The organism is Christiangramia sediminis (assembly GCF_020552705.1).
GTDB lineage: Bacteria > Bacteroidota > Bacteroidia > Flavobacteriales > Flavobacteriaceae > Christiangramia > Christiangramia sediminis.
In genome coordinates this window covers 16,285-43,185 of the sequence record NZ_JAJBZG010000002.1, presented here as the reverse complement: position 1 = coordinate 43,185, position 26,901 = coordinate 16,285, and the positions used below count along the sequence as shown (strand labels likewise).

Annotated in this window: 17 protein-coding genes; 4 read left to right on the top strand and 13 right to left on the bottom strand. The window is 37.9% G+C overall.

Translation table 11 applies throughout. The features are described from left to right. Window positions 1-149 precede the first annotated feature (149 nt). Window positions 150-1,181, top strand: a complete 1,032-nt coding sequence (locus LGQ90_RS04620) for a hypothetical protein (RefSeq protein ID WP_229338643.1) — start codon at window positions 150-152, stop codon at window positions 1,179-1,181. A gap of 259 nt (window positions 1,182-1,440) precedes the next feature. Here LGQ90_RS04620 and LGQ90_RS04615 read toward each other — a convergent pair whose 3' ends face one another. The 11 genes from LGQ90_RS04615 to LGQ90_RS04565 are packed head-to-tail and all read right to left on the bottom strand — an operon-like array spanning window position 1,441 to window position 20,718. Next, window positions 1,441-2,859, bottom strand: a complete 1,419-nt coding sequence (locus tag LGQ90_RS04615; RefSeq protein WP_229338640.1) for a TolC family protein — start codon at window positions 2,857-2,859, stop codon at window positions 1,441-1,443. Between the two features lie 10 nt (window positions 2,860-2,869). Next, on the bottom strand, window positions 2,870-3,535 hold the full coding sequence (locus tag LGQ90_RS04610) for an ABC transporter ATP-binding protein (protein WP_229338638.1): 666 nt from the start codon (window positions 3,533-3,535) through the stop codon (window positions 2,870-2,872). Between the two features lie 11 nt (window positions 3,536-3,546). After that, entirely contained in the window at window positions 3,547-5,931 is a 2,385-nt protein-coding gene (locus LGQ90_RS04605; protein WP_229338636.1) for an ABC transporter permease, read from the bottom strand. Between the two features lie 19 nt (window positions 5,932-5,950). Next, the gene (locus LGQ90_RS04600) at window positions 5,951-6,715 is read right to left on the bottom strand and encodes a head GIN domain-containing protein (RefSeq protein ID WP_229338634.1); all 765 of its coding nucleotides are present in this window, start codon (window positions 6,713-6,715) and stop codon (window positions 5,951-5,953) included. 11 nt (window positions 6,716-6,726) lie between these two features. Beyond that, window positions 6,727-9,138 (bottom strand): ABC transporter permease, encoded by a 2,412-nt coding sequence (locus LGQ90_RS04595; protein WP_229338631.1) that lies wholly within the window; start codon window positions 9,136-9,138, stop codon window positions 6,727-6,729. 18 nt (window positions 9,139-9,156) lie between these two features. Then, window positions 9,157-11,544 (bottom strand): ABC transporter permease, encoded by a 2,388-nt coding sequence (locus LGQ90_RS04590; RefSeq protein ID WP_229338628.1) that lies wholly within the window; start codon window positions 11,542-11,544, stop codon window positions 9,157-9,159. Window positions 11,545-11,554: 10 nt separating this feature from the next. Continuing rightward, entirely contained in the window at window positions 11,555-13,939 is a 2,385-nt protein-coding gene (locus tag LGQ90_RS04585; RefSeq protein ID WP_229338625.1) for an ABC transporter permease, read from the bottom strand. A 41-nt stretch (window positions 13,940-13,980) separates the two neighbouring features. Further along, on the bottom strand, window positions 13,981-16,398 hold the full coding sequence (locus tag LGQ90_RS04580) for an ABC transporter permease (protein WP_229338622.1): 2,418 nt from the start codon (window positions 16,396-16,398) through the stop codon (window positions 13,981-13,983). A 6-nt stretch (window positions 16,399-16,404) separates the two neighbouring features. Next, complete coding sequence (locus LGQ90_RS04575) at window positions 16,405-18,729, bottom strand: ABC transporter permease (RefSeq protein ID WP_229338620.1); 2,325 nt, start codon at window positions 18,727-18,729, stop codon at window positions 16,405-16,407. 26 nt (window positions 18,730-18,755) lie between these two features. Continuing rightward, window positions 18,756-19,433: an ABC transporter ATP-binding protein gene (locus LGQ90_RS04570; RefSeq protein WP_229338618.1), complete on the bottom strand. Its 678-nt coding sequence runs from the start codon at window positions 19,431-19,433 to the stop codon at window positions 18,756-18,758. Window positions 19,434-19,464: 31 nt separating this feature from the next. Then, window positions 19,465-20,718 (bottom strand): efflux RND transporter periplasmic adaptor subunit, encoded by a 1,254-nt coding sequence (locus LGQ90_RS04565; protein ID WP_229338616.1) that lies wholly within the window; start codon window positions 20,716-20,718, stop codon window positions 19,465-19,467. A gap of 203 nt (window positions 20,719-20,921) precedes the next feature. Between LGQ90_RS04565 and LGQ90_RS04560 the strand changes: the two genes are divergently transcribed. Further along, window positions 20,922-22,265 (top strand): sigma-54-dependent transcriptional regulator, encoded by a 1,344-nt coding sequence (locus tag LGQ90_RS04560; RefSeq protein WP_229338612.1) that lies wholly within the window; start codon window positions 20,922-20,924, stop codon window positions 22,263-22,265. Further along, window positions 22,255-23,580 carry a sensor histidine kinase gene (locus LGQ90_RS04555; RefSeq protein ID WP_229338609.1) on the top strand — a complete coding sequence of 442 codons (1,326 nt, stop codon included), beginning with the start codon at window positions 22,255-22,257 and terminating at the stop codon, window positions 23,578-23,580. The genes LGQ90_RS04560 and LGQ90_RS04555 overlap by 11 nt, the downstream gene beginning before the upstream one ends. Window positions 23,581-23,726: 146 nt before the next feature. Here LGQ90_RS04555 and mnmE read toward each other — a convergent pair whose 3' ends face one another. Further along, entirely contained in the window at window positions 23,727-25,151 is a 1,425-nt protein-coding gene (gene mnmE, locus LGQ90_RS04550; RefSeq protein ID WP_229338606.1) for a tRNA uridine-5-carboxymethylaminomethyl(34) synthesis GTPase MnmE, read from the bottom strand. Window positions 25,152-25,257: 106 nt separating this feature from the next. Between mnmE and LGQ90_RS04545 the strand changes: the two genes are divergently transcribed. Next, window positions 25,258-25,596, top strand: coding sequence for a DUF4870 domain-containing protein (locus LGQ90_RS04545; protein WP_229338604.1), 339 nt, complete (start codon window positions 25,258-25,260; stop codon window positions 25,594-25,596). 123 nt (window positions 25,597-25,719) lie between these two features. Here the strand turns inward: LGQ90_RS04545 and dnaN are convergent, their stop codons facing one another. Beyond that, the gene (gene dnaN / locus LGQ90_RS04540; RefSeq protein WP_229338601.1) at window positions 25,720-26,838 is read right to left on the bottom strand and encodes a DNA polymerase III subunit beta; all 1,119 of its coding nucleotides are present in this window, start codon (window positions 26,836-26,838) and stop codon (window positions 25,720-25,722) included. Between the last annotated feature and the right edge of the window lie 63 nt (window positions 26,839-26,901).

Here is a 26,901-nt window from a genome sequence, read left to right as displayed (position 1 = left end):
AAACATATATTTTTCAGTGAAATAGGTCAGGGGATACTCTTACACTAGGGAAAAGAGCTCATTTCTGGTAAGTATGATTTTTTTGTGCATGGCTAAATAATTAAAATGAAAATGTACTATTTTCATCACCTAAAAACATAACGCTAACGATGTTAAAATTTTCAAGATTTCACCTTTTACTGATTCTTAGTTTAATCTTTGTTTCTTGTTCTAAAGATTCTGAACCCAATGAAGAAACACCGCAACCTGAAGAACCGTTAATAGAGGATGAGTTTCAATATATTGCCCTAAGAAATGATGGGAAACTATTTACTATTGGAGATCAAAGTGGAGTAGTGGAGCTCGCAGGAAATATTCCGGGCTTGGAGTTTAATACTATATTCAATACTGTAACCTCTTCTTCAGAAAATACTTATATCTACGAATCCTGGTTTGATCCACCACAACCACGATTATTTATACGAAACCGAGAGACCGGAAATAGTGAAATGATTGAATTAGATTTTCCGGAAGAGTTCGGAAGTGTTCCTGGCTTTATGTCATTGGATTGGGATGAAAGACAAAATAATCTAGTAGGAATCATTAGACATGAATTTGATAGTCCTACTATGAACAAACCAATAAAGATTGCCAGGTTGGATCCGGACACATATAACATTCTGGTCTTAGAGGATATTGATTTAAATACGCTGGGTTATCAAAATGTATTCTCCTCCCAATTAATTAATCAAAAAATATATGTTAGCGCATCGAAAAATTCCCGAGTGAGCGATGCTGATCTTCTGGAAGTTGATCTTTCCAATAAAACCATTAAGGTTTTATCACAGGAGAACATTGAGACAGGTCTCATGAATCTTGCTGCAATACCAAATACTAATAAATTACTTGGTTTTGCTCCTCTGTTGAATTCAGGTTACGGTGGGGCTGTAAAGCCATATATCTATGATATAGGCTCTGAAAGTTTGGAGGAGTTAGCATCTATTCCACGGATCTCTGCTATTCATTTCGCGCACAAAACTTTTGTGAACCCATACAATGATAAAATAATTTCATTAATAGGGCAGAATGGACTTAACTTATTTAGTTACGATTATTATTCAAATGATTTTAATATCACTCCAATTGCAAATCCAGAGGATCTTTCATCGATGATTGCTATTATTGATGTTATCAAGTTATAGGATAATTTTAGAAAATTGAATTTTTGTAGTAATCAATTTTAAATTAATAGCTGCAGGAAGCAGGAAATTTTGATTAATGTACATAGGAAGTTTAAGGCCCCATTTCTCCCAGAACTAACCTTGCGCATGGAAACTTTGCTGTTTTTATAGTGTTCAGTAGATAAGCGTAAAGTAAAAACAGCATAGGACGCACTTATGATCTCCACTTTATTAATACAAAATGACTGCTAACATGAGTAGAGGATAAGGAATAGAACAATTAGCTGGAAAAATTGGCGCCTCGATAATAATCCAGAACTTTAACCCGGATTAAAAACTCATATTTGGTATTCGCCAGATTGATCCTCGAGCGATCGAGGTTGTTTTTGCTAATAATAAATTCCACAATATTGGAGACTCCATTCTGAAAACGGATCTCATTCACGCGATAAGATTCCTCGTAAGAAGCTACCTGTTCCTGTAAAACAAAGTAGTTATCATATGCTGCCTGCATGGCATTATAGGCTTGCTTAATGGCCTGCTGATATTGGTTTTTAGTGTCTTCCAGCTCCAGTTCAGCATCTTTAAGTTGAATCTTTTTTAGAGTCACCTCTCTTTTAGCCCTGAAACCGTTGAATACAGGAATATTGATACTTACTCCGGCAACTGAACTGAGGTTATTGTTTAACTGATCGATATATGGAATATTCTGCTGAGAAAACTGGCTTTGGTTTGATTGTACCGCATAATTGATTCCATCAATATTTATAAACTGACCGGTCTCAACTACCTGAGTACCGGTTTCATTGAGCAGGCTGGCCAGACTGGAAAAATTGGTATTCATCTGTGCGAACAGGGAAACTTCAGGAGAAAATAGGGATCTGGCTACGGCAACATCTTCTTCCGCTGCATCCAGTCGCAATCGTCGTCCTTCAAAAACCTCCAGGTTTTCCAGGGATTCTGAATAGACTTCTTCCGCAGTAAGATCGTATGCTGTAATTTCAGGTAACACCTGGAAATTTTCAATGCTAATTTGAGAATCTATATTTAGCAACTGAGCAAGTTCCAGATTAGATTGTTTCAACTGATTCTCAGCAGCGATCACCGCAGACCTGTCATTGCTTATTTGTCCTTGAATATCTGTATAATCTGCCGGATTACCTTCGCCCTGTTCATTAAGTGTTTGAACCCGATTGGTCTGCTTTTTTGTACTTTCCAGCCTAAGTTTAGCAAGTTCCAGTAGATCACGATTATTAAGAATCTGAAAATAAGCCAGCGTAACATCAAGAATTAATTGTTGCCTCTCGGCTTCCTTTTCGGCTTCAGCAGCTTCCATATTATAACGGTCCCGCTGAATACTGTTTCTAAGTTCAAAACCATTAAAAATCCGGGCATTTAAACGCAAACCGGCATTACTAAAACTAAACTGCTGGTCGATCACATCGTTTGTGTAAGGATCTATACTCCGCCCTTTATTTACAGCATAACTGTAACTTCCGTTAATAGTTGGTAGCACCTGGGACTTCGTTGCACGAAAATTGAGTTCTTCTGTTTCAGACCGCAAACTGGATCTTTTAAAATTTATGTTATTATCGATGGCCAGGTTGATACATTCTTCCAGGGATAATCCATTTTCTGAAGAATTCTGTGCGGATAATACATTTGTGATGATAAGAAATAATATGATGAATTTTTTCAAAATAGTGATTTTATAGTTTTGTGGCGCTGCCGTCTAAAAGATGAATAGTTCGTGAGCCATATTCGGCATTGCTTTCAGAGTGAGTCGCCTGGATGATGGTGACGCCTTCCTGGTTTAGTTCATTGAAAAGCTGCATGATTTCGTCGCTTTGTTTGGAGTTGAGATTTCCGGTAGGTTCATCTGCCAGGATCAGCTTTGGTTTGATGATTAGGGCACGCGCAATACCTACAAGTTGTTGTTGCCCACCACTTAATTGATGAGGGAAAAGATCCTTTTTACCAACGATATTAAAACGATCCAGAATGTCAGCCACCAAAGCTTTTCTTTCTGAGCTTTTTACATTTTTATAGAGTAGGGGTGTTTCAATATTTTCATATACGGTTAGATCGTCCAGCAAATGATACGCCTGGAAAATAAACCCGATATTCTCGTTGAAGATCTCTGTTCTTTTTTTCGGTTTAAGCTGGTGGATCGCTTCGTCTTCAAAATAATATTCACCTTCCTGGAATTCATCTAGCATGGCAATAATGTTCAGTAAAGTAGATTTTCCAGAACCAGAAGGTCCCATGATGGAAAGAAACTCTCCTTGTTTGACGTTCAGGCTTAGATCGTTCAGCAGAAAAATTCTTTTTCCGCCAGATTTAACCCATTTATAGAGGTGATTTAATTTTAACATTACTATATATTTTAATCGTTTTTTAATGAATTAACAGGATTAGAAATCGCTGCTTTGAGAGCCTGGAAACTTACCGTTGTAATTGCTATGAGCAGTGCGATCAGCCCGGCGTATAGAAAAATTTGCCAGTTAATCTCGATGCGGTACACAAATTCCTGAAGCCATTTATACGCAAACCAATAAGCCAGCGGGAAAGCGATGATGAGTGCAAAGAATACTAGTTTTACGAAATCTTTGGAAAGCAGTCCAATAATACCAGTAATGCTGGCACCTAATATTTTTCGAATTCCAATTTCCTTGGTACGTTGTTCCGCCATAAATGCGGCAAGACCAAAAAGTCCCAGGCAGGCTACAAAAATTGCAAGCCCGGCAAAAATGAGCGCAACGGTCGCCGTGCGACGATCCCTGGAATACATCTGTTCTACATTCTTATCTAGAAACGTATAATCAAATGCAGAAGATGGTACCACTTCCGCAAATTTACTTCTGAATTTTTCCACCGTGGCCGGCAGTTCTTCACTTTCAAACCGAACCAGCATATATTGAAGCGGCTCAAAACCATTATTAAAAGCATAACCACCAATTGGAGAACGCAAGGATGAAAAATTGAAATCATCTACCACCCCAATCACATAGGCATTAGGTCCTAATTGGGCAATTAGATTCTTACCTATTGCTTCCTGTGGTTCCATTCCAAGGAATTCCACCGCTTTTTTATTGAGTAGGACATCTACTATAGAATCGCCTTCCTGTTTAGTTGCTGGTAAATCTTTTCCAGCCAGTAATTTAAGTTGAAGTGTTTCCACAATCCCACCCGTGGTACGATTAGTTTGCAGAGACATCGCTTCGTCTGAATTCATGTTTCTATAAAGCGAACGCCCACTAACGCTGATTCCCGGGAATCCCTGAGTCATGGTTGTAGAGGAAACTTCAGATAGACTTTCAAATTCATTTCTAAGCATTTGCATTTCCCTTTCAGAATTTACAGCAGCGATTGAGATCGCCACAGTATTATCAGGATTGTATCCAAGATTCTTATTCCTCATAAATTCCAGCTGATTGTAAATCACAATCGCGCTGATGATCAATATCACAGAGGCGGAAAACTGGACAATTACTAGGCCTTTTCTTAAGATCGCTGTAAAACTATTTTTATTGGTTCCAGACCTGATCACTTCCATCGGGGAAAATTTTGAAAGGTGAAATGCTGGGAAAGAACCCGCAATGAGCGTGGTGATCATCCAAATAGCGATAAGCGCGATAGCAAATTCAGAAGACCAAAGAAATTTAGTGGAAAGATCTACGCCCACGATACTCTCAAAAAAAGGAATCGCCAAAACTGTAAAAATCAAAGCAAGAAAGATAGACAGTAAAGTAACAAAACCTGTTTCGGTAAAGAATCGCAAGATCAATATTTTGCTGGATGCACCAAGCGTTTTATTGATCCCTACGTCTTTGGTACTTTTTTGGGATCTCGCCGTGGCAAGATTCATATAATTAATACAGGCGATCAATAAAATTAAAATTGCCAGTAAGCTGAAATTTCGAACTTCCTCAATACTTCCAGTTTTTGAGGAGAAAGCACTTTTGATATCTGAAGAGTAGAGGTGCATTTTCTCCAAAGGTTGTAGCGATAAGGTATACCATTGGTGTTCTTTTTCCACATTAGCATCAACAAGTTGTTGCATTTTTTTGGTAACCTGTGTACGGTTTGCTTGCTCGTTCAGAAGAAAATAAGTCTCAAAACTGGCATTTCCCCAGGTAGGATCATCATAAAAACCGATGGAATTAAAAGAGGCGATCATATTACCATCCAGGCTGGAATTTGCCGGAAAGTCCATATAAACCCCGGTGATCTCCATTTTTTGCTTATTGTCTATACCAATCATCTGCCCGATAGGATTCGTTTTCCCGAAATACTTTTCAGCGGTAGATTCAGAAATAACAATGGTATTAGGTCTTTCCAGAGCACTTTTTGAATTTCCGTAGATAAATTCAGGTTGAAAAATATCCAGGAATTCTGCATCCGCGTAATATAATTTTTGCTCGGTGAATTGCTGATTGTTGGCTTCAATAGACGCGGTTTTTCCAAAATCATGATCCCATAATCTGGCAGATTTCTGTATTTCCGGAATTTCAATAGCAGCAGCGGGTTTTAGCGCGGCGGGTACTGTTGCCCAAACTTCATTATTTCGCTCCTCAGAGGTATTAAAGATCACCCGGTAGATACGTTCTTTATTAGCATACATCGTATCAAAACTTCGCTCCTGCAATACAAACAGGAATAGTAAGATGGTTATGGTTAATCCAATCGAAAGTCCAAGAATATTGATGAAAGAGAATGTTTTATCGGCTTTGATTCTTCGCCAGGATATTTTGATGAAATTTTTAAGCATAGATGATTTTATAAAAGATTTAATCGATTTTCTGAACCACGGTTTCTCCTATTTTGAGTCCGTCATTCACTTTTGCATCCCCTTTGTACTGAATTCGGGCTTCTCCAAAAGCTGAAACCTTCAGTTTTTCAGAAACATTTACTACGATATGATTGTTGCCGTAAGCAGCAATTTTGGTTTCCGAAGATTGAAGATCAATTGCATTTACCTCGCTTTTTCCGTAGCATCGATAGCGCTGAAAATCAACATTACCAGCTTTCACTTCCAGGTAACTTTCTCCATAAATGGCTACTTTAAAATCATCTGCAGTAATACTTTCAAAATATACTTTAGGTGAGCCGTAAATATCAAGGTCAAAATCTTTTACGCTGATGGCATCTTCAAAATTGATGATTTCTTCACTGCGTATTTCCACAGCTTCCAGATTTTTGTAGTTGACGGTGATGTGAACCTCCGTACCATTATAAATAGAACGATCCATTTCACGCCCGTTTACCTTCACTTCCTCTTCTTTGGCAACGATCTTTGCGTCTTCCAGGTAGATATGAAGTTCTTTACCTTCCACCTCAATATTGATCTTTTCGCGATCTACTTTTGTATTCTGAATAATTACCGATTCGGTACCAGCTTGTTTAAAATCCACTTTTATATAAGGACTTATGGTGACTTCTGAAAAACTGGAAACTTCCACAGTTTCAGATTGTGCATTAGATAGACCGAAACTTAAAAGGGCTACAATTAAAGTAATGAGCATTTTATTCTGAGTTAAGATTAATTTTTTCATATTTGTTATTTTTATTCGGTTTTCAAACTTTTTATTGGATTGGCGCAGGCAGCTTTAAAACTTTTAATTCCGATGGTTAAAAATGCGATTCCCATAGTAATGACCGCTGCCAGCAGGAATAACTGCCATTGAATGTCTATTCGGTAAGCGAAATCCTGTAACCACTTATTCATCAGGTAATAACTGAGGGGAAAAGCGATGACAAATGAAATCCCCACCAGTTTTATAAAATCTTTAGATAGCAAGGCTACGATTTGTGTTGCTGAAGAACCCAGTACTTTCCTTATCCCTATTTCTTTAAATCGTTGTTCAGAAGTAAACGTCACGAGTCCGAATAAGCCTAAACAGGCCACAATAATGGTTAGAACTGCAAAATGTGTGAGAATGGTTCCCATTTTACGTTCTTTGATATAGGTGTAGTTATAAGCATCATCCAGTACACTGTAGTCCAGTGCTTCTTTGGGATGGAATTGATTCCATATGAGGTCCAAATTCTCAATAACCCCAGACATATCTGCTGTTTTTGATCGAATAATAATACCACCGTATGGATTCTTTTTTAGAATAAGTGGTTCAATTTCCTGGTGAAGAGATTTCCAGTTGAAATTCTGAATAACTCCAATAACAGTGATATCTCGAAGACCTTCATTGGTATCACGCTGAAATGTTTTTCCCACGGCATCTTTTCCGAAGCCAAGAATCTCTGCCGCCTTTTCATTAATGATCACCTTATTGCTTTCGTTTCCGAATTCGTCCGAAAAATTCCTTCCCTGCAGTAAATTCATGCCCATGGTTGGAATGTAGTTCTCGTCTATATTGTAAAAATACATGCGCCGAAGAAATTCACCATTCTGGAAAATTCCGCCAACCTCGTTATCACTTTCTCCGGCCGGAACAAACGCCGAATGTGTAACACTGGCCACTCGCGGATCATTTTCAATTTCCTGTATAAAATTATCTTCGTTGTTTTGCAGCAGATAGGTATTTCGAACTACGAGTAGCTGATCTTTTTGATATCCCAGGTCTTTATTCTGAATATAATTCATCTGTTCTCTAACCACCAAAGTCGCGACTATAAGTCCTGCGGAAATCACAAACTGGAAGATTACCAGGCCGCTTCGAATTCCGGAGCCTTTGCCGTTTCCTGAAAATTTAGCTTTTAAAGCATTCAGTGGATTAAATGATGAAAGGTAAAAGGCCGGATAACTGCCCGCCAGAATAGTGATAAGGAGGATCAGTCCGAAAAGAGATAAAAGGTAGCCGGGTTTTAAAAGAGAGGAGAATTCTATCGCTTTTCCTGCCAGTTGATTGAAAAAAGGAAGCGTAAGTAGGAAAAGGACGATAGCCAGAATAGTGGCGACCAAGGTGGAAATAAAGGCTTCTGCCAGAAATTGATAAATCAATTGATTTTTATTAGAACCCAGCACCTTTCGTATTCCAACTTCTTTAGATCTTTTCGAAGCTGAAGCTGTGGCCAGGTTCATAAAATTGATACATGCAATCACCAACATAAAAATGGCAATAGCGCTAAAAATATAGATGTATTTGATATCTCCGCCTTGTTCCAGCGTGGTAGAATCAGAAAAATCTGAATGTAAATGTATATCTGTTAAAGGTTGCAGAAAGAGTCCAATGCTGTTGTCTTTCTGAAATTCGTCATAAGACATCCCGATGGCATCCATCATTTGCGGACCCATATATTTCTTATTGATCGCGGGAAGTTTAGCTTCAACTTCGCTAATAGCGACCCCTTCCTTCAGAACCAGATAAGTAAAAAAATCAGATTCCATCCAGCTGGTTTTTCTGGCCTGGGCATAACCCAATGTTGAAACGAGCAGATCAAAATGGAAATGCGAATTTTCAGGAATATCTTGCATTACCGCAGAAACATTTAGTTGTTCATCTCGGTTAGTGACAGTAATTATTTTTCCAACAGGATCTGCATTTCCAAAGATATTTTTCGCTAGAGTTTCAGATATAACTACTGAATTCGGCTTATTCAGAGGGTTATTTTTATTTCCGCTGGTAATTGGGAGGGTAAAGACATCGAAGAAGTTAGGATCTACATACCCTAAACTGCTCTGGCCATAGTAAGATCCGTTATAATCAAGCCTGTTATTATAAGATTTCGCAAGACGCGTGGCATCAACAACTTCCGGTAGATCATTTTTTAATGTTTGTGCCACGGGAGCCATAACTACGGCTTCCTTCATCTCTTCGCCATTAACATTGGCATTGAATACAACCCTAACAATCCTGTCAGCTTTTTTGTTGAACCGGTCATAGCTCAATTCGTCAGAAACATATAGCATGATCATGATCACTGATGCTATTCCCAATGCAAGGCCAGCAATATTAACTGTAGACGTGCCTTTGTTTTTTTCGATATTCCTCCAGCCTGTTTTTAAATAATTTCGAATCATGACGAATAGTGTTGAAGATTATTCAGTTCTTAAACTTTTAACCGGGTTTTTCATAGCGGTTCTAATAGTTTTCATACTTACCGTTAATACTGCTATTCCAAAAATAAAAACTGCTGCCACGATAAATATCCACCAGTTGAGCTGGGTTTTATAGGCGAAATTTTCAAGCCATTTATCCATCGCATACCAACCCAGAGGGATCGCAATGAGTATAGCCAGCATTAGTAGCATGATAAAATCTTTGGTAATAAGAGCCACAATACTTGAGACCGTAGCGCCCAGGACTTTCCGAATGCCAATTTCTTTATCCCTTTGTTTAATTGTGAAAGCAGTGAGAGCAAATAATCCCATGACTGAAATTAGAATAGCGACAATTCCGAAGAAATTCAGGATTTTTTGAAGCCTGAAGTAGGAGATAAATAATTCCTGAAAATTGCTGTCCAGAAAAGTATAGCGAATAGGAAAATTTGGTTCTATAGATTTCCATGTACTGGAAATTGCAGCAACTGTGGCCTGTACTTTATCTGACTTTAACTTCAATAAAATGGCTCCGCCAGATTGATACATACAGGCTTTATTTTCTATAGTATAGGCCATAGGTTTTATAGCAGTTTCAAATCCGTGCACATTAATGTCTTTCACAACTCCCACTATGTTCACATCACCTTCATCACAGCCACCAAACGAGATGGTTTTTCCCAGCGGATTGCCTACGCCCAATTTTCTAGCAGCAGTTTGATTGATAATAGCACTCCGCGTATTTTGATCGGCATAACTTTCATTAAAATACCTGCCATTTATCAAAGGGACTTCTAACGCCTCGAAATAATCTGTACTTACTTTTACCGATCCCATGCGTATCTTTTCTCCCTGAAATTCAAAATTGTAGGTAGAGGAATCAGCAATTTTATCGCCTGGAACCGTGGTAGTTTTAACAACATTGCTCACTCCGGGAATAGCCAGCAATTCTCTTCTGGTTTTCTGGAATCCCTGTTCACGAGTTGCCTGTGTGGTTTCTATTCGCAATATCTGGTCTTCGGAGAAGCCTTTATCAGCACGTTGCATAAAATCAAGCTGCTTATTTACTCCTAAAATGGCGACAATAAAAAAAGCGGTTACCACAAATTGAAATACCAGCAAGACATTCCGAAGCCCTGTCCGTTTATTTCCGCCAGAAAAATTATCTTTTAAAACATTGATGATATTAAATCTTGAAAGATAAAATGATGGGTAAATCCCAGAAAGTAGTATGATCACTATTAGACAGATTCCTATTTGCCCTAAAAGCCCCCAGGAATTTTGCTGCCAGAAACTAAGCTGAAGATTTAGAGCGTTGTTTACATAGGGTAGAAACAACAAAATTAATACAGCAGCAATAACAAAACTAATCATGCATTGAAGTGCTGTTTCTGCCATGAACTGAAAAACAAGATTTCTTTTACCTGACCCAAGTACTTTTCTTACTCCAACCTCTTTAGCCCGGCCTATAGATTTCGCAACGTTGAGATTACTGAAGTTAATAGCTCCGGCAAGTAGCAGCAAGACCGCAAGTATAAAGAGTATAGATAAAGTTTTAATGTTCCTTGTACCGTATTTTGAAAAATTCTGAATATCCGGTACTGCGTCCGTGAAAAGTGTGAATTTATCCCCTGTCTCTAAATAAGCCTCATTTAGTTCTTCGGTTTTTTTTATTCTCTCTTCAAAATAAAAACGATTAAGTTCTTCTTCCAGCTGCGTAGAAGCTATGTTTTGATTTACTTTGATATAGGTCTCGTAGGAATGATTATTCCAGAAAAAATTCTGTTTCTCATATGGATCCCGCATGATTAAATGAACCGGACGGTGAGAAGGTGTCTTTGGTAATTGAATAATTCCCGTCACCACTCCCTCCATGGCATCAAAAACTTTGACGGTTTGTCCCATAGGATTGGTTTCACCAAAAAGAGTGGTAGCGAGTTCCTTACTTAGAATGACTGAATTTGGAGGATTTAGCGCAGTACTTCGTTCACCCTGTATAAGTTGATATGGGAAAACCTTTAAAAAAAGTGAGTCTGCAGATGCAAAACCTTTGTAATAAACGCTTTTACCTGCTGTACTTATGAGAACTTCATATTCCCCGGCTCCCTGCATAGAGGTGGACGCCTCGATCTTTGGATACTTTTTGCCTAGAAATGAAGCTAATGGTGCAGGAGTTTGATTTTGTACATCACCGTCATTTTCCATGCCCACACGGTAGACATTCTCCAGTTCCGGAGACCAGGTATCGTAGCTTAGCTCATAATTGAGATACAAAAGCACGATTATAAAACTAGCCAGACCAGCAGACAATCCCACGATATTTATAAAAGTATATGATTTTGTATTCCATAGACTTCTCCAGGCTATTTTAAAATGATGTTTGATCATATCTCAGGAATTATTCGGTTCTTAAATTATCTGCCGGGTTTGCGTATGATTTCCTTGCAGATTGAGTTCCTACTGTTAATAGGGCAATCCCAGTAACTATAACGGAAGCGAGAGCGAAATACCACCATTGCATCTCCACACGATAGGCATAATTTTGAAGCCATAGGCTCATAGCATACCAGGCTATGGGGGATGCTATTAGTATGGCAATTATTACAATTTTTAAAAAATCCGTGGAAAAAAGTATAATGATGGAATTTACAGATGCTCCCAAAACCTTACGAATACCAATTTCTTTTACGCGTTGTTCCGTGATTTGAACTATAAGACCAAAAACTCCAAGGGCAGCAAGAAATAAAGTGAGAGCACCAAAAAAGCTAAAAAACTGAAGAAGTTTGGTCTCAGCCAAGTACTGCTTTTGCAGCTGTTCAGAAACATTATTAAGTTCTAATAATTTATACGGATAAAATTTCTGCCATAATTTGTTAATCTCGGCAATTACCTTTGGTTCAGAACTAGGTTTGATCTTTATGAGCATGGCTCCACGATCAGGGTTTTTATCAGCTTGGATCACTACAGGTTTTGCTTCTGTTCTCAAGTCTTCATTGTTGAAATTATTGATAATGCCAACAGGAGTAGTTTCCAGAGATTTATTGATTTTATCTAATTGTTTTATTTGCAGAAGTTCAGATGTTTGAGCGGTAATCAGGGCAGATCTCATGGATTTGGAAGTACCAGTAGAATCAGATATGTTAGAAAAACTACTGTCTGCAGCGTCATAACTAAAATTTTTGTTCAGAAATCTTCCTTTATGAAGCTCCAGACCTAAAGTTCGGGCTAAATCTGAATCTCCAAATAAGTACCATACCTGTATTTCCTTATTCGGATTCAGCGGATCTTCAATTTTTCTATGCATGTTCCCACCTCCGTTTGATGGAACCCAGGAAGAAATGCTCACATTTTCAACATATGGATTTGATAAGAGCTCATTTTTAAAAGTTTCTCCTTTTCCATCCCAGGTAGCGTAGTTAGTACTTATAAGATCCTGAGGATTAAAACCTATGTCCTTGGTCTTTAAAAGTTCTACCTGTTGATTAACTATAATCATGGCGATTAAGACAATCAGGGAAATTGAAAATTGAAAAATAACCAGGACTTTCCTTATGGGATGACCATTAGACGCAGCATTGTTTAGAAATTTTTTGTGAAGCGATGCTGTTGGTTTGATTCCGGATATCAACATCGCAGGATATAATCCGGTCACAATACTTAATGCAATTATACCTAATAACGCAGATAAGAAAAGTAAAGGATTTGCAGTGAAAGTTAGAACTAATGAATGACCTATATAGGATTCGATGCCTGCGAGACTTAGTGCATAGATTATAAATGCGAGCACTCCAGAGATAAAGAAAAATAGGGTAGATTCTGCTAAATACTGGCTGACAAGCTGAAATCTTTTGGCACCAAGTATTTTTCTTATTCCGTTTTCCTGCAACTTGTGAGCAGCCCTGGCAGTGGTAAGGTTAATGTAGTTGATGCAGGCAATGACCAAAAGTAAAATTGCTATCCCGCCCAGTATATATAATTTCTCTGCGCTACCTTTAAATGTTTGATTAGTGGCAAACTCTGAATGTAAATAAATATCCTTTATTCCCTGAAGTTCAAATTTATCCGGGTGATCAACTTCAACATAATTTGCATACCATTTATTGAATTTGGATTCGAAACTAGCCTTATTAGTACCCTTTTTTAAGGTTAAATAAAATGTCTGGAACATTCCAAACTGATTCTTATTGAGTGGTGTTGCAGAAGCTTCTCTTAGAGAAAGTATGTTGGCTTTTAGATGTGAATTAGCAGGAAGATCTTTGAATATCCCGGTAATTAGATATTCTCCTGGTTTTTCACCATACGCGCTAAAATCTTCAATAATTTTCCCGACAGGATCCATTTCGGTGAAAAATTTTTTAGAGAATGATTCCGAAATCACAATATTGGTCATCCCTGAAGTAAGATTTGCTGGATTCCCCGAAGTAATTTGAATATTAAAAATATCTAGAAAATCCGGGTTGGCAGATAGAACCTGTGTATTGATCCCACTTCCCTGAACACCCTCAAAATTGAAATTAGTTTCATATAAATTTACAGGACTTACTGCATCTACTTCTGGGAAACCAGCAAGAGCGGTTTGCATACCTGAGAGTGCATAATCTCCTTTTTCTACAAACTCTCCATCTCTTGTAGTAATCGTATTTAATCTAAAAATCTGATCTGCCTTAGTCCAATCTTTATCAAATGAGGATTCATCAATGAGAACGGTAATTACACAAAGACTGGCAGCTAGTCCTATGCTAAGTCCAATGATGTTGATCAGAGAATACGTTCTGTTTTTCAATAAATTTCGATATGCTATTTTCAAATGAGTTCTAAACATAATTATTCGGTTCTTAAAGATTTAACCGGATTTTGCATAGCAGCACGAATGGTTCTAAAACTAATGGTTAGTACGGCTATGAATAACGCAATGATTCCGGCAGCGGCAAAAATCCACAGGCTTAAATTCATTCGGTAAGGATAATTCTGAAGCCATTCACTGCTGAAATACCAAGCAATTGGGGTCGCGATCAAAAAGGCAATACCAACAAGTTTTAAAAAATCTGAAGTAAGCATGATGGTGAGTTTACTCACACTGGCACCTACCACCTTGCGAATTCCAATTTCTTTCCTACGTTGAGAAACAACTAGGAGCGAGATGGCAAACAAACCAACGCAGCTAAGTATGATTGCGATGATAGAACCGGTGGTGATCATCGTTGTCATACTTCTTTCTTTTTGAAGTGTGCGGTCTATATTTTCATCTAGAAAAGAACCCAGAAACTCAGAATTTGGTTCAATTTTATTCCAGGCGCTTTTCACCTCATTGTAAGAACCGGTAAGATTTTGAGGCGCTACTTTTACAAAAGCATACCGCATATTCCATTTTGGTTTTAAGAAAATAGTAAGAGGCTCTACTTCCTTATCCAGAGACTGAAAATTGAAATCTTTTACCACTCCAATAACCGAGTAGGGAATACTATCACCAAGATCAAGCTGAGTAGATAAAATTTGTTTTTCATTTAGTTCCCTGGCCATAGTTTCGTTAATCACTACCGCAGTGGTATCTGAAGGCCGTGATTTTTCAAAACTTCTTCCGTTTATAACTTCAAGACCTACGGTTTCGGGATAATCGTAGTCCACTGCCAGCATATTGGTTTTTACCTGGCGGCCTTTATATTCAAAACCGGAAACACTGGTAGAGGTAGTACGATCTTTTCCCATTCCAAGGATATTATTACCGGCAGAGATACTTACAATTTCAGGTTTATCGCTAAGCTCATTTCGAAGCAATTCCATGGCACGGAAATCCTCTTTTTTCCCATTTAGCGGAAAGGAAAGTACCTGCTCTTTATTAAAGCCAAGGTCTTTATTCCGCATGAATTCTAATTGATTCCAAAGAACAAGCGTTCCGCTAATCAATAAAATAGCAATGCTGAATTGTACGACGATTAAAGTGTTACGAACGGCATTTCCGCCATTAATATTTAGTTTGCCTTTTAGTGCTTTTAAAGTTCCGAGTTTGCTTAATAACAATGCCGGATATCCACCTGCAATAAATGTAATAAGAGCCATGGCAGCTATAAACCCGAAGATGTTCTGGAAGCTCATCACATTTTCAAAAGAAGCACGAGTATTAAAAAGTGTTTGAAAAGGTTCAAGTAAAATATAGGAAAAAAATAGCCCGATTAATAATGCACCTAGAAATACCAGCAGACTTTCTCCCCAGAACTGAAAAAATAATTGAGAATTTCCGGCACCAAGAGTTTTACGCATCCCGATCTCGCGAAGACGCTGGGAACTTTTAGCAATATTCATATTGATGAAATTCACGCTAGCAATAAATAAAATAAGGAAGGCGATCCCTAAAATGAGGTAAGGATAGGTTCTGCTAGGTACTGCCATTCCGTTTTCGACCTTAACGAAATTCAGATCTTTTACAGATAGAAGTCGTTGCTGAATAAACTCTCCATTTTCATTGGCTTTGGCACCGTCTCTTTTAGCATTTTCTATCTCGTCTTTGTAATGGAGTTTTGAAAAATCACGGGTAGATTTTTCGAATTGAGCGGTGGAAATTCCTTCGGCAAGTTGCAGGTATACTTCATGATTGGAATTATCCCATCTTCCGATATTTCTTTCATAGGCGTGGTAGGGCTGACTTTTAAAATTAAGTGCGATATCAAATCCAATGTTGCTTTCTTCAGGAATATTTTTCAAAATAGAAGTAACAGTGAAGGGGACTTCCTGCTCATCGATAAAAATGTTGACTGATTTTCCCAGCGCTTCTTCTTTTCCGAAAAGTGTATTTGCGGCTTTCTCCGTAAGGGCAACTTCGGATTTTCCGGTTACCGGATTTTGATCTCCCTTCGTGACCGGAAATGTAAATAAGGAGAAAAATTCCGGATCTACAAAGGCAGATTGTAAATGCACTTGATTTTCGCCGATACTGGCCAAAACACCTCCGCCATTAAAGCGGGTTATCTTTTCTACTCCCGGAACTTCATCCTGAAGGGCTGCCGCAAAGGGGAGCGGCTGTGAGATTCCCGGTTCCGGTCCTTTGGGAGTATATGAGGTGTGGTATACCTGGTAGATATCATCTGCATTCTCATGAAATTGATTATAAGAAAGTCCAAATAATGCATACATAGAGAGTAGGATGGCCGCTCCAAACGCTACGGAGAGTCCGAAGACGTTTAGAAACGTAAAGGTTTTCTCTTTCCAGAGACTGCGCCAGGCGATTTTTAGATAATTCTTGATCATGATGATTTATTCAACTTTTAAAATTTTTACAGGTTCAATTTGACCTGCCCGTATGGTTTGAGATAAAACAATCAGCAGTCCAAGAATAACAACCAGAGTAAATCCTATGCCTATATTTATAAAACTCAAATCGACAAGGTTGCTGCCTAAGTCCTGTTTTATCATATTACCTCCAAATAAACCGGCAGGAATACCAATAACTCCGGCAATTAACATTAGAACACCAAAATTTTTAGTAGCTATCCATACTAGTTTTATTTTATTCGCTCCTAAAACATATCTTACACCAAGTTCTTTTTTACGTTTTTCCACGGAATAGCTAGCTATGCCTAGGATACCTAAACCAGCAATTATGAAAACTACGAGGGCAAAGAATCCAAAAAAGCTTATTCTTTCTCTACTGCTTGAATAATCATCCCTTAAACTCTGAAGATTTGTTGTTTTCTCGGGAAAATTATCTGTCCAAATGGATTGAATGGATTTGGTGACTGCCAATTCCGTATTTGGTTTTGTTTTTATAATTAAGGTGGTTATTTCATTTGGCAAATACCTATAAATTATTGGACGTCTTTCACCAATAATTTCATTTGGCATGATACCAATAACTTGCACATAATTAGAGTCCAGTAATAAATTATGGCCCAGGATAGTCTCTGAACCGGATCGCAATAAATTCACAGCGGCTTCATTTACAAGTACGTACTGTTCAGTATTGTGAGGTATATTGTCAGGGAAGTTGTGTCCCGATTTAAATTTGATACCTTCAGTTTCAATTGTTTTTGGATCAATACTTACGTAATTTATTCCCAGTTTCTTATCTTTCAGTTTTACGGTAGATTTACCCAGTTTAATTGGTTTAAAATACCAGTTAGTGGCCAAAGTAGTTTCCACCTGACCTAACCGACTTATTTCGTTTTGCAGAGTTTCATACTTTTCACCCTTTAAATCAAGTTTCAAAACATTGGGGGGCACTGTTGAGCTAATGATTGAGTGATTTTTTATTTCATAATCGGCTAATATGACGACTAGTATCATAAGCATAATAGTCACTGAAAATTGTAAGACAATCACAGCTTTGTAAATGGTGACACCCCGGAAAAGCTGTATATTTTGCATTTTACGCAAAACCTGAATCGGTTTGAATATTGACAAGAGCCATGATGGAAATGCCCCAGCAACTATTCCTGTGATCACAGCGTATAGTAACAAGCCTACAATTAATATAGGATCCCAGTAAAAGGTCAATTCCATATCGGGAATATGATACATTAAATAATAGACACAGGGGACTGTGAGGAATATTGCAAATAGTGCAACCATAGTGGATTCCACCAAAAATTGAAAGATAATTTGTCTTCTTGTAGCGCCAATGGTTTTGCGAATCCCCACCTCTTGCGCCCTTGAGAAACCCCGGGCTAGAGATAAACTGATATAGTTGAAAGCTGATAAAAGGGTTAGAGATAAAATAATAAATAGCTGTATTTTTATACTCTCCCAATTATTTCCCGCATCACGATCATTAAATATATCATTACTTCTAGGTGTTATATCTTCAATCGGTTGCGCAAGGAATTGAAGATTAGTTTCAACCAAATTCCGATTAAAATTTTGCAATGTTGCATTCAACTGTTTTAAATTACTTTCGGAGTTTACATATGCGTAAACTGCTGAACTTTTAAAATCTCCCCAATTATTTGAAATATTACTAATTCTTCCTTCTTTCTCAAGCATTCTAGCCGAATTCATCGAGAGCAATGCTTCAATCGGCAAATGTGTTTTTAATGGTGGATCTTGGATAATTCCACCTACAGTATAGGAACCTAAATTCTCTAATTTGACAGTTTGACCAAGAGCCTTGCTAGCGCCAAATATCCTCTCTGCTGTTTTTTCAGTTAAAAATAAAGTAGAGGGATTGTTGAGGCTTTGTACACTACCCGCCAAAAGTTTAAAACCAAAAACATCAAAAAAAGAAGTCTCGGAAAATTTTATGTCAATTGGGACATCACCTTTATCGGTTTGGAGGTTATATTTTCCAGCCATGCGTACTTTTACCGTATTTTCTATAAAAGAGACATTTTCCAAATGAGAAGCTAATACCAATGGGGCCGAAGCCCATTTTGTCTGTTCTTTCTCCCTAGTTTCCTGTGTAATTATTCGTATTATCTGATCTAACTCTGGGTGAAAATGGTCTGTATCGAAAGTTGATTTAACATCTGTAAAAATTATAACTCCAACCGCCATACTTAGGGACAGACTGATTACATTGATTAATGAAAAAAGTTTGTTTTTCCAGAGATTGCGACACGCTATTTTGAGATAATTTTTGATCATGATTTTTTGATTGATGAATGATCCCCTTAGACTAAAACATTTTCTGTCACTTTTTGCCCGTCCAGCATCCTGATGATTCGATGACTGAATTTGGCGTCGTGTTCGCTATGCGTTACCATGATGATGGTGGTTCCTGCTTCGTTTAACTCAGTTAATAGATCCATTACTTCGTTACCGTTGCTACTATCTAGATTTCCAGTTGGCTCATCCGCGAGAATCATCTTTGGATTATTTACCACAGCCCTGGCCACAGCCACACGTTGTTGTTGACCTCCAGATAATTGTTGAGGAAAATGTTTTCTTCTATGCATAATCTGCATTTTTTCCAGTACTTCATGCACTTTCTCTTTACGTTCGGCAGGTTTTACACCGGTGTAGATCAATGGAAGTTCCACGTTTTCAAAAACACTGAGTTCGTCGATGAGGTTAAAGCTTTGGAAAACGAAGCCGATATTGTGCTTTCTAAGCTTGGCTCTCTGACGTTCATTATAGCCAGCAACTTCAATCCCATTAAAAAGGTAGCTACCGCCATCAGGATCGTCCAGCATACCTAAAATATTAAGAAGCGTAGATTTACCGCATCCAGAAGGCCCCATGATAGCGGCGAATTCTCCTTCTTTTACTTCAAAAGAAAGTTTATTCAAGGCGATTGTTTGTACCTCTTCCGTTTTATAATATTTTTCTAGATTGGTTATTTTTATCATTTTCAATAGTATTTGTCCGTTTCCTGATTGATTATTTGTTGATGACAAGTTCGTCAATATCTCCAAAATTGGAATAACTCGAAGTGATCACTTTCTCTCCTGGCTCAAGCCCCTCTAGCACTTCATAAAATTCGGTATTCTGACTTCCCAGTTTTATAGATGATTTATATGCTGATTCTCCATCTTCGGAAACTTTAAAAATCCAGTTTCCTCCTGTTTGCTGAAAGAAACCTCCTTTGGATACCAAAATTGCTTCTTTCTCCTGGCTTAATGCCAGTTTGATCTGAAGACTTTGACCACGTCTAATATTTTCTGGAACACCATCTAAAAAGTGCATATCTACTCTAAACCTTCCGTTAGATACCTGAGTATAGACTTTTTTGATTTCCAGCTGATACTCTTTTCCGTTGAAAGCGAAAGAACCAATTTGCCCATTGAAGATCCTGGAAATATAGTGTTCGTCAATTTCCGCCTGAACTTTGTAAGAGCTAATCACATCGATTTGTCCCAAACGCTCCCCTTTGGATTTTGACTGACCAATTTCTGCATCTAGCGCAGTCAACTGTCCGTCAACCGGAGCCTTTACCACAAGATCACCAACTTTTCTTCGCATTAATTCCAGTGCTTTCCTGGTACGTTGATAAGATTCATGTGCCTGATTTGTTTCCTGCTTCGAGGATACCGAATCCTGATCTAAAACCCGTTGTGTTAGTTCCAGTCTTTCTTTTTGATAATCGTAATTATTCTCAGATTCTTCAAAATCCTGTCTTCCTATAGCGCCTTTTTCATAAAGTTTAGAATTCAACTCATACTTTCTTTTGGCTTCTTTCAGACTATTTTTCACATCGGTTAATTGATTTAACCTATTAATGGTATTCTGCCTTGAAGCATTTTGTGTTCGCTGTATTTGAGTTAGAAGATTATAAACTTGAGTTTCCTGATTTACCAGACTTAATTCCAAATCGGTATTAGATAACCGAATAATAGGTTCCCCTTTTTTCATCATCGCACCGTCTTCAACAAACCGTTCTTCAACCCGACCGCCTTCAATAGCATCCAGATAAATTGTTTTAATTGGGAGAACCACTCCATTCACAGGAATATTTTCCTGAAAATTCCCGGCTTGAACAGTACTGATGGTTATACGTTCATTTTCTACGTTCAGTTTAGAATTTCCAGTAGAGGAAAATATCACGAATAAAATAAGAATTGCTAACATTGCAACTCCAAGAATGATGGCAATTTTCTTTGTAGTAAACCTTTTCTTTTCTAATGGTATGTCCATAAATGATTAATTTCAAACTGTCTATAGTCAAATTAATGCCAAGATTTTAAAGTACTTATTATCAATTAATTAGTGTTTTATTTAAAATAAGAAGTGTTCGGTAGCGTGACACTTCCTGTTCGGTTTTAAGACAATTTTAAAGTGATGTTTTTTTCATGAAGTCAAAATGTTGGAAGCTTTGAATAAATTGTAATATTGCACTTATGCAGTTAAAGGATTCTAAGATTCTCGTTATTGATGATGATCCAGATGTACTTATAGCGATGAGACTTCTATTGAAATCTCATGTCGCTGAGATTACTGCTGAAAAAAATCCGAGTAATTTACCAGCTAAAATTTCAGAGAAAAAGTTCGATGTAATCATTTTGGATATGAATTTCAACGGACTTGTGAATACCGGTAACGAGGGAATCTTTTGGTTAAACCGAATTAAAGAACTTTCTCCGGAAACCGATGTTATTCTCATTACAGCTTACGGCGATATTGAGCTTGCCATACGATCGTTGAAAGAAGGCGCTTCAGACTTTATTATTAAGCCCTGGAAGAATGATAAGCTCATCGAGTCTCTCACCAAAATCGTCAAAAAAAGAAAAAAACCTGGAAGTCGTTCTGCCATAAATACTGGAGAAACGAAAATCATTGGTGAAAGTGAAGAAATTAAGCAGGTATTTTCTAAAATAGAAAAGGTCGCTCCAACAGATGCCAATATTTTGATACTTGGTGAGAATGGAACAGGGAAAGATCTGGTTGCAAGGGCGATTCACGAAAACTCAACACGTAGGAATAAGCCCTTTGTTAAAGTAGATGTGGGAGCGCTCACCTCTTCTTTGTTCGAAAGTGAACTTTTTGGTTACAAAAAAGGAGCTTTTACAGATGCTCGCGAGGATCGAAAAGGACGTTTTGAAGCCGCAAACGGAGGAACTCTTTTTCTGGATGAAATCGGGAATATTAGTCTGCGGCAACAGGCTCGGTTATTAACGGTTCTTCAGAATAGAAAGATCACTCCACTTGGTTCCAATGATTCGGTAGAAGTAGATATACGGCTCATCTGTGCCACTAACCTTAAAATTTCTGAGTTATCAGATGAAAATAAATTCAGAAAGGATCTTATCTATCGCATCAATACGGTAGATATTATTATTCCACCATTACGGGCGAGAGGAACAGATATTACGCTACTCACCCGTTTTTTTCTGGATTTTTATTCAGATAAATATTCGAAAGCAGCTTTTAAGGTAGAGAAAAGCTTTTTGGACAAGCTGAAAAAGCATTCTTTCCCGGGAAATGTTCGTGAACTTCAATATGTAGTTGAAAGAGCAGTGATCATGTCTGAAAATTCAGTACTGGAAGATGAAGATCTTTCTTTTTCAGCAATCGAGTCTGCTTCCGGCAAACAGGAAATAGATGATCTACGGCTGGAAACGGTTGAAAAGAATACCATCTTAAAAGTAATCGATAAAAACAGGGGAAATATCTCAAAGTCGGCAAAGGAATTAGGGATCACCAGGGCAGCTCTTTATAGAAGGCTGGATAAATATGATCTTTAAAAGCTATCACATATCCATATTACTGCGCGCCTTTCTACTGGCGGTCATATCGCTGGGATTATCCTACTGTATCCTGAAACAATACTGGATTGCAGCGACAATTAGTGCCCTGTTTTTTTTGCTTTCTATTTATTTCTTCTTTCGTTTTTTCAGCAAACGTTTTGAGGTTATTGATGATTTTTTTGAAGCTGTGAAATACCGCGATTTTTCAAGAAATTATCTTGCAGAAAATAAGTCGGAAGATATTAGTCGGCTTTATTCAGGTTTTAATACGGTAAATCAAACAGTGCGTGTGATGAAATCTGAAAAAGAGATGCAATATCTCTATCTTCAGAAGATTCTTGAATTGATTAACGTTGGAATCCTGGCTTATGATATTGAAACCGGGAAAACCTTATGGGTGAATGAAGCATTTCAGAATATGATGGATTTTCCTCAATTCAAGAATATTAAATTCGTTGAATCCCGAACGCCTGAAATTTATGAGAAGATCTTTGAGAAGAATTATTTAGAGGCGGTAGCCGTCGACTTGAAAATTAGAAATGAAAACTTAAAAGTTCTTACGTCACATAGTATTTTTAGAGTTGAGGATCATGCCTGTAAGCTTATTGTTACTCACAATATTGATGATACGGTAAATAAAACGGAATCTGAAGCATGGAAAAAATTGCTTAGTGTCATGACCCACGAAATCATGAATTCCATTGCTCCAATTTCATCCCTGGCAAATACGCTTAAAGATGCCGTAAGAAACAATATAAAAGATCCACTTTCAGAAATAGACCTTGAAGATTTGGATGCCGGTTTAAGCAGTATTGAAAAAAGAAGCGACGGCCTCATGAAGTTTGCCAAGACTTATAGAAGCCTCAATAAAGTTACCAGTCTCAATAAAGAGCATATTCTTCTAAAAGATCTCTTTAGTGATATTGAGCAGCTCATGAGAAACAAAACGGGTTTAAAATTCGAGCTGGAAGATCCTAAGCTGGAGGTGGAAGCTGATTCTTATTTGCTGGAACAAGTCCTTATTAATTTAATTCTGAATGCAATTGAAGCCAGTGAGAAGGTGGCTCAGCCAGAAGTTCTCGTTAAGGCGGTTAAAAAAACGAATGATAAGATCATGATTGCTGTGCTTGATAATGGCTCCGGAATCCCACAGGAAATAAAGGACCAGATCTTTGTTCCATTCTTTACTACTAAGAAGAATGGTAGTGGAATAGGTTTAAGTCTTTCCCGGCAGATAATGACGCTACATGGGGGAAAAATTCAGATCGATAATATTCAGGGTAAGGGTGCTCAGGTTTCTTTGGTTTTTTAAGAGTCCTCTATTAAAAAAATCTGTAGTTACCTTATAATCTACATGAATTTTGGTATCGTAAGTAAGCATAGAAATTTTTAAAAGTGTGGTCTAGCAGTCGTAAATAACCTTTAGATCTCTGGAATTAAAGAAAGATATTCTTCTGTTTATTTCCCAATACAAAAATTCGCGAAAATATTTCCGAGGAGATCATCATTAGTGATCTCTCCGGTGATCTCACCAAAATGCTGTAGTGCCTGCCGAATATCGATAGCCAGTAAATCTCCAGATAGTTCCGCATTTAAGCCGTCTTCTACCTTATTGATTTCCTCTAAAGCCTTTAAAAGAGCGGCATAATGCCTTGAGTTGGTGACAATGGTATCACTATTACGCAATGCGCCGGTATTCACAAATTCCAGAAGTCTTTCTTTTAATTCTTCTACTCCTAAATTCGTTTTGGCCGATAATAATAAAAATTGTGCCCGTTCAGCATGACTGGAAATATCCTCCAGTTTTGTTTTTAGATTTATTATCTCTTCTTCGGCAAGTCGGTCGGTCTTATTGGCGATGATCAATAAAGGTTTTTGGGGAAATTTGTTCTTGATTTTTTCAATCTCAATACGAACTTCCTGAAGCCTTTCCCTGTTAACCGCAATTTGCGAACTGTCTACCAGGTAAACCACCACCTGCGCCTGACTTATCTTTTCAAAAGTTTTTTTGATACCGATACTTTCCACCACATCTTTGGTTTCCCTAATTCCTGCTGTATCAATAAACCTGAATCCAACTCCGCCAATACTCATTTCATCTTCAATTGTATCCCTGGTGGTTCCGGCAATTTCAGAAACGATAGCACGTTCCTCATTCAATAAGGCATTTAGCAAAGTAGACTTACCAACATTTGGTTCCCCAACAATGGCCACAGGAATTCCATTTTTCAATACATTACCCGTAGCAAAAGAATCGATAAGTCTTTTTAGAACGGTTTGTATTTTTGAAATCAAGTCTTTGAATTGATCTCTGTTAGCAAATTCTACATCTTCTTCGGCAAAGTCCAGCTCCAGTTCTATAAGCGAAGCGAAATTCAGTAATTCTTCCCGTAGTTTCTGAATTTCATTAGAGAACCCACCACGCATCTGCTGCATGGCCATTTGGTGTGAAGCGGCATTTTCAGAATTAATAAGATCGGCCACGGCTTCGGCCTGACTTAGGTCCATTTTGGCATTCAGGAAAGCGCGAAGTGTAAATTCTCCTGCTTCGGCAGAACGGCAACCTTTTCTGATCAATAATTGAATGATCTCCTGTTGAATATACGGGCTGCCGTGACAGGATAATTCTACCGTTTCTTCACCAGTATAGGATTTTGGTGCACGAAAAACAGAAGCCAGCACTTCATCAATAGTCCTTTCTCCATCCATCACATTTCCCAAATGAAGCGTATGCGTAGGTTGCTTAAAAAGGTCTTTTTTGCTTTTGGCCTTGAAAAGCGGAGCAACAATGTTAAGTGCATCCGGGCCTGAAACTCTAATTATGGCAATCGCACCGGCACCAGAAGGGGTAGCAAGGGCAACAATGGTATCATTCAATTTCATGTGGCAAATTTATAAAAGAAATCCTTGCGGAGCTCTATTCTGTAACAAACCTCTGTTTTCTTCGTCTTTTAAATAGAGACCATCATTAACCATCAAAAATTTAAAAATGAGAGAAGACAACCAAATGTTAGTCATGACGCATTTAAGTCAGTTACTAGACCTGGTGACGGGAATAGGCGGATTTATAGTTCCGCTGATCCTATGGCTAACGCAAAAAGATAAAGTAGCAGGAATGGATATGCATGGAAAAATGATTCTTAATTTTCAAATAAGTCTTTTCATTTATTCCATTATCTGTATTCCCCTGATTTTTTTATTCGGACTAGGATTTCTAGGGTTGATCGTTATAGGATTGATCGCCTTGATATTACCTATAATGAATGCCTTAAAGGTTAGTAATGGCGAAATGCCATACTATCCGTTAAGCATAGAATTCTTAAAATAATTTTAGTAATTAGTTTTTTTCAGTTAATACGAAAAAGCCCGTTCAAATAAATGAACGGGCTTTTTTTATATTGGATGCCCAATTTTCTTTTTGCTCCCTCCTTATGGGAGGGCCGGGGAGGGCTTAATTGTTAAGCATTACCGGCATTACCAGCATGGTGATCTTCTCTCCAGGATCCAGTCCGTCAACCGGAGTAAGGATACCCGCTCTATTTGGTAAGCTCATTTCCAGCATTACTTCGTCTGCGGTAAGATTACCTAACATTTCAATAAGAAATCTTGAGTTGAAACCAATTTGCATATCGTCTCCCTGGTAAGAACAGGTTAAACGCTCTTCGGCCTTATTGCTATAATCTACATCTTCTGCAGAAATATTAAGCTCGGCTCCAGCGATCTTCAACCTTACCTGGTGCGTGGTTTTATTTGAGAAAATAGAAACCCTTCTTACAGAACTTAAGAACTGGTTTCTTTCAATCGTAAGTTTATTTGGATTTTCCTTAGGGATTACCGCCTCGTAATTCGGGTATTTCCCGTCGATCAATCTACAGATCAACTGAGTTTCGTCAAAAGTAAACTTAGCGTTAGAGTCGTTGTATTCTATCAACACTTCAGATTCACTTCCGGCAAGGATTCCTTTCAAAAGGTTTAAAGGTTTTTTAGGCATGATAAATTCAGCTGCCTGGTTTGCCTTAATATCATCTCTGGAATATTTTACTAGCTTATGCGCGTCTGTAGCAACGAAGGTTAAACCTTCTTCTTTGAATTGAAAGAAAACACCGCTCATTACCGGTCTAAGATCGTCATTTCCTGAAGCGAAAATCGTCTTTGAAATAGCAGAAGCAAGAATATCTGCCTCAACCACAGTACTGCTAGGATCTTCAAGCTCAACCGGATTTGGGAATTCTTCACCATCAGCATACGCCAGGGCATATTTACCGTGGTTTGAACTTAATTCTATGGTATTGTTATCTTCAACTACAAAGGTTAGGGGCTGCTCCGGAAAAGTCTTTAACGTATCTAAAAGTAATTTTGCAGGAACTGCAATTTTCCCTTCAGAATCTGACTCTACCTTAAGTTTAGCAGACATAGTGGTTTCAAGGTCTGATGCTGAAACCGTTAGTTCGTCGTTATTAAGATCGAAAAGGAAATTGTCTAATATTGGTAATGTGTTACTATTGTTAATTACCCCTCCAAGTATTTGTAGCTGTTTCAGCAGGTAATTGCTGGATACAATAAATTTCATCGGCTTTTATTGATTAATTTGAATCAATTACAAATATATTTTAATAAGTCAAAAATCAGGGGG

What these genes read in the sequence shown, in the direction of transcription:
- LGQ90_RS04620 (WP_229338643.1), top strand. Translation starts at nt 150, where the DNA reads ATGTTAAAATTTTCAAGATTTCACCTTTTACTGATTCTTAGTTTAATC.
- LGQ90_RS04610 (WP_229338638.1), bottom strand. Translation starts at nt 3,535, where the DNA reads ATGTTAAAATTAAATCACCTCTATAAATGGGTTAAATCTGGCGGAAAA.
- LGQ90_RS04605 (WP_229338636.1), bottom strand. Translation starts at nt 5,931, where the DNA reads ATGCTTAAAAATTTCATCAAAATATCCTGGCGAAGAATCAAAGCCGAT.
- LGQ90_RS04600 (WP_229338634.1), bottom strand. Translation starts at nt 6,715, where the DNA reads ATGAAAAAATTAATCTTAACTCAGAATAAAATGCTCATTACTTTAATT.
- LGQ90_RS04595 (WP_229338631.1), bottom strand. Translation starts at nt 9,138, where the DNA reads ATGATTCGAAATTATTTAAAAACAGGCTGGAGGAATATCGAAAAAAAC.
- LGQ90_RS04590 (WP_229338628.1), bottom strand. Translation starts at nt 11,544, where the DNA reads ATGATCAAACATCATTTTAAAATAGCCTGGAGAAGTCTATGGAATACA.
- LGQ90_RS04580 (WP_229338622.1), bottom strand. Translation starts at nt 16,398, where the DNA reads ATGATCAAGAATTATCTAAAAATCGCCTGGCGCAGTCTCTGGAAAGAG.
- LGQ90_RS04575 (WP_229338620.1), bottom strand. Translation starts at nt 18,729, where the DNA reads ATGATCAAAAATTATCTCAAAATAGCGTGTCGCAATCTCTGGAAAAAC.
- LGQ90_RS04570 (WP_229338618.1), bottom strand. Translation starts at nt 19,433, where the DNA reads ATGATAAAAATAACCAATCTAGAAAAATATTATAAAACGGAAGAGGTA.
- LGQ90_RS04565 (WP_229338616.1), bottom strand. Translation starts at nt 20,718, where the DNA reads ATGGACATACCATTAGAAAAGAAAAGGTTTACTACAAAGAAAATTGCC.
- LGQ90_RS04560 (WP_229338612.1), top strand. Translation starts at nt 20,922, where the DNA reads ATGCAGTTAAAGGATTCTAAGATTCTCGTTATTGATGATGATCCAGAT.
- LGQ90_RS04555 (WP_229338609.1), top strand. Translation starts at nt 22,255, where the DNA reads ATGATCTTTAAAAGCTATCACATATCCATATTACTGCGCGCCTTTCTA.
- mnmE (WP_229338606.1), bottom strand. Translation starts at nt 25,151, where the DNA reads ATGAAATTGAATGATACCATTGTTGCCCTTGCTACCCCTTCTGGTGCC.
- LGQ90_RS04545 (WP_229338604.1), top strand. Translation starts at nt 25,258, where the DNA reads ATGAGAGAAGACAACCAAATGTTAGTCATGACGCATTTAAGTCAGTTA.
- dnaN (WP_229338601.1), bottom strand. Translation starts at nt 26,838, where the DNA reads ATGAAATTTATTGTATCCAGCAATTACCTGCTGAAACAGCTACAAATA.